3 protein-coding genes and 1 pseudogene are annotated in these 3,889 nt (G+C 67.0%); all 4 read left to right on the forward strand.

The window, feature by feature from the left end; translation table 11 throughout:
- Positions 1–141: 141 nt before the first annotated feature.
- Positions 142–756, forward strand: coding sequence for a group II intron maturase-specific domain-containing protein (locus ACFTWP_RS41375; RefSeq protein WP_380270346.1), 615 nt, complete (start codon positions 142–144; stop codon positions 754–756).
- A gap of 109 nt (positions 757–865) precedes the next feature.
- Positions 866–1,123 (forward strand): annotated as a pseudogene (locus ACFTWP_RS41380) (transposase); the annotation flags it as partial.
- A 711-nt stretch (positions 1,124–1,834) separates the two neighbouring features.
- Positions 1,835–2,608 (forward strand): amino acid ABC transporter ATP-binding protein, encoded by a 774-nt coding sequence (locus ACFTWP_RS41385; RefSeq protein ID WP_380270347.1) that lies wholly within the window; start codon positions 1,835–1,837, stop codon positions 2,606–2,608.
- Between the two features lie 66 nt (positions 2,609–2,674).
- The gene (locus ACFTWP_RS41390) at positions 2,675–3,580 is read left to right on the forward strand and encodes a glutamate ABC transporter substrate-binding protein (protein ID WP_380270348.1); all 906 of its coding nucleotides are present in this window, start codon (positions 2,675–2,677) and stop codon (positions 3,578–3,580) included.
- Positions 3,581–3,889 lie beyond the last annotated feature (309 nt).

Here is a 3,889-nt window from a genome sequence, read left to right on the forward strand (position 1 = left end):
GGACCACTGGATTATGCCGGTCAGCCCAGCGTTCGCAGGCCCGTCACCAGCACCTTCACCACCCCGGTCGGCATAACCCGCACATCGGCATAAGCGGATGACTTCGTCGTGCTCGTGCACGGCACGAGGGAGGACGCGGAAGTGATCAAGGCGGAGATCGGCATGCTGCTGGCCGACAGGCTGAAGATGACCCTCTCGGAGGAGAAGACCCACATCACCCACATAGACGACGGCTTCGTCTTCCTTGGCTTCCACATCCAGGCGAAGACCCGGGGCGACGGTCGCCGCGTCGTGCTCACCATCCCGTCCAAGTCAGCCTTGGCATCGGTGATGCACAAGATCAAGAGGCTGACGGAGCGGGGCACGACCCTGCTCTCGTTGGAGGCAGTGCTGCGGACGGTCAACCCGGTCCTGCGGGGCTGGGCGGCCTACTTCCGCTACGGTGCATCGAAGAAGACGTTCTCCTACCTCGGCCACTATGCATGGTGGAGGATGATCCTCTGGATACGCCGAAAGCACCCCCATCTGACCTGGAAGAAGCTGCGGCGGCTGTTCTTCGCTGCCGACGGCATCACCGAGGGCGGGATCGTCCTCTACAACCCGGCGAAGACGCGTGTTGAGCGTTACCGCTATCGCGGAGCGCAGATCAGCACGCCTTACAACATCGACGAGGTGGACCCGGAGGGAGCGCGCTTCCGCCGGACCAACCACGACGATATGGCCTTCGTCGGCCAGGTCAGCGAATACCTCGCCTGATCCACCGGATCACGTGGAGAGCCGGATGCTCGGCCAACGGGCACGTCCGGTTCGGCGGGCGGGGACGGGAAGACTGACACCCGAAACGGTGCACGGCGTCCCGTCCCCGACCCAACTCCTGAAGAAGGGTGTCCGTTCGGCCGGCGTCCAAAGGCAATACTCCGGCACCGCCGGCCGGACCGAGCACTGCCAGGTCGGGGTTTTCCTCGCCTGTGCGAGCACGCGCGGCCGGATCCTGATCGACCGGTCGCTCTACCTGCCGAAATCCTGGACGGACGACCGCGGGCGCTGCCGGGCCGCCCGGATCGGCGACGAGGTCGAGTTCGCCACCAAGGTCCAGCTCGCGAGGGCGATGGTCCGCCGCGCGATCGACGACAGATCCTGTTCCGCCGGGTGACCGCGGAGGCGGGCTACGACTACAGCAAGAGCTGGCGCTTCGAGCTGGAGCAGGCCGACGTCTTCCACGTCGTGGCCACCACCAGCCACGACACCGTCGTCACCTGGCAGGCCCTGGACCACCGGTTGCACGAGAGCCTCGTCTCGGTAAGCACCGTTGCGGTAGTAGGCCTGTCACGTTCGGCTCCTCGGGGGCGCCGCGGCTACGGCGCCGAACTCTCACCTTACGAGAAGCACGCCACCGAAGCCTTTGCCCACGGCGCAAGGAGCCAGGACCGTGCCGCGGAACCCTCCCTCTCCAAGCGCGCACCGTCGAGATGCACGTCGCCAACGCCTTCAAGAGGCTTGGAACCACCCGCGACACGATCGCCGGAATGGAGTCCGATGCCTGATCCATCCCTCGGCGGCCAGGTGTGCTGTGGATTTCCGTGTCCGGGGAGAGTGCGTTCCGCGGGCGTCGTGTATTGAGATCTCCCACGTCACGGGTATTCGGCCATGAGGCCGACGGTCGCAGGAGCGTACTCACTGTAACGCATTGATATCCGGCCTCCTGTAGCTAGATCGTGATCCTCAATTTCCACTCAGATTCACTGATCTGGCATCTCAGTACTCCTATGTTCTCCCCATCGCCACTTTCGCCCAAGGGAGTTCCCTCAGGGCCGACACGAGGGAGCACGTCGCGATGAGCACGAGCATCGTCAAGGACCAGGCGCCCGGCGCGGCCCCGCTGGTGGTGCTGGACGGCGTGAACAAGCACTTCGGCGCCCTGCACGTGCTCCAGGACATCAACCTGGAGATCGCCCAGGGCGAGGTGGTGGTGCTGATCGGCCCCTCCGGCTCCGGCAAGTCGACGCTCTGCCGCACCATCAACCGGCTGGAGACGATCGACTCCGGCACGATCACCATCGACGGCCGGCCGCTGCCGGCCGAGGGCCGGGAGCTCGCGCGGCTGCGCGCCGAGGTCGGCATGGTCTTCCAGAGCTTCAACCTCTTCGCGCACAAGACCGTGCTGGAGAACGTGGTGCTCGGCCAGGTCAAGGTCCGCAAGGTGCCCCGCGCGCAGGCGGAGGCGACCGCCCGGGAGCTGCTGGAGCGGGTCGGCGTCGCGGCGCAGGCCGACAAGCTGCCGGCCCAGCTGTCCGGCGGGCAGCAGCAGCGGGTGGCGATCGCCCGCGCCCTCGCGATGAACCCCAAGGTGATGCTCTTCGACGAGCCGACCTCGGCCCTCGACCCCGAGATGATCAACGAGGTGCTGGAGGTCATGCGCCGGCTCGCCGCCGACGGCATGACGATGGTGGTGGTCACGCACGAGATGGGCTTCGCCCGCTCCGCCGCCAACCGGGTCCTGTTCATGGCCGACGGCCGGATCGTCGAGGAGAACACCCCCGAAGCCTTCTTCACCGCCCCGCGCAGCGGCCGCGCCAAGGACTTCCTGTCGAAGATCCTGCACCACTGACAGGTCGACGCGCACCCCCCCGCGCGGCCCCCACCCGCGGCCCTCACCCCCCCCAGGAGAGCACCCATGAGATCCAACCGCGTCATCGCCGCCACGCTCTGCGTCGTCGCGCTCACCGCCACCACCGCCGCGTGCGGCAAGAGCGGCACCCCGGGCGACAGCGCCGCGGGCGCCTCGGCCGCGCCGAAGCTGCCGACCTACCAGGTGAAGGCCGACGCCAAGGTCGAGGGCTCGAAGACCTTCGAGGCGGCCAAGACCCGCGGCAAGCTGATCATCGGCGCCAAGGCCGACCAGCCGTTCCTCGGCTTCGAGGACCTCAGCACCAACACCCGCAACGGTTTCGACATCGAGATCGCCAAGATGGTCGCCGCCGACCTCGGCTTCTCCGCCGACAAGATCGAGTGGAAGACCATCGCCTCGGCGAACCGCGAGACCGAGATCAAGGGCGGCGGCATCGACTACTACGTCGGTACCTACAGCATCACCGACACCCGCAAGAACTCGGTCTCCTTCGCCGGCCCGTACTACGTCGCCGGCCAGGACCTCCTGGTCAACCTGGACAACACCGAGATCACCGGCCCCGAGTCGGTCAAGGGCAAGAACGTCTGCACCGTCGCCGGCTCCACCTCGATCAAGCAGATCGAGCCGTACGGCCCCAAGATCACCCAGTACGAGACCTACGCGCAGTGTGTAGACAAGCTGCTGACCAAGGAGGTCGACGCCGTCACCACCGACGACTCGATCCTCAAGGGCTACGCCGCCAAGAACGCCGGCAAGTTCAAGCTCGTCAGCAAGCCGTTCACCAAGGAGAACTACGGCGTCGGCCTGGCCAAGGACGACAAGGCGCTGCGCGACGCGATCAACAACGCCCTCAGCGCGCACGAGGACAACGGCGACTGGAAGAAGGCCTACGACGCCACCCTCGGCCTCTCCGGCTCCCCCGCCGCGATGCCGACCCTGAACCGCTACTGACCCTCACCGTGCTGCCGGCCCGCACATCCAATGGCGGGTCCAACACCCCACCGACTCCCGGTTCGAACGCTCCCGGACCGGGTGCACGGCCCGGTGGTACTGGCATCCAGGCGTGCAATGAGGCGCGCCGGCGGAGACGGGGACGACCCTACCCGCAGTCTCCGGCAGCCGGTGCCACCGGGCCGCCGATCCCTTCCATCCCCGAACTGAAAGGGGGCCGCCGGCATGGACATCCTGTTCGAGCACGGCAACTTCGCGCTGCTTCGCGACGGCTTCCTGCAGACGGTCGAGCTGAGCGCGCTGGCCGCA

The organism is Kitasatospora sp. NPDC057015 (genome assembly GCF_042673745.1).
In the GTDB taxonomy this organism is placed as follows: domain Bacteria; phylum Actinomycetota; class Actinomycetes; order Streptomycetales; family Streptomycetaceae; genus Kitasatospora.

Bases quoted from the DNA above. Each gene is read 5' to 3' on its own strand.
- ACFTWP_RS41385 (WP_380270347.1), top strand. From the start codon at position 1,835: ATGAGCACGAGCATCGTCAAGGACCAGGCGCCCGGCGCGGCCCCGCTG.
- ACFTWP_RS41390 (WP_380270348.1), top strand. From the start codon at position 2,675: ATGAGATCCAACCGCGTCATCGCCGCCACGCTCTGCGTCGTCGCGCTC.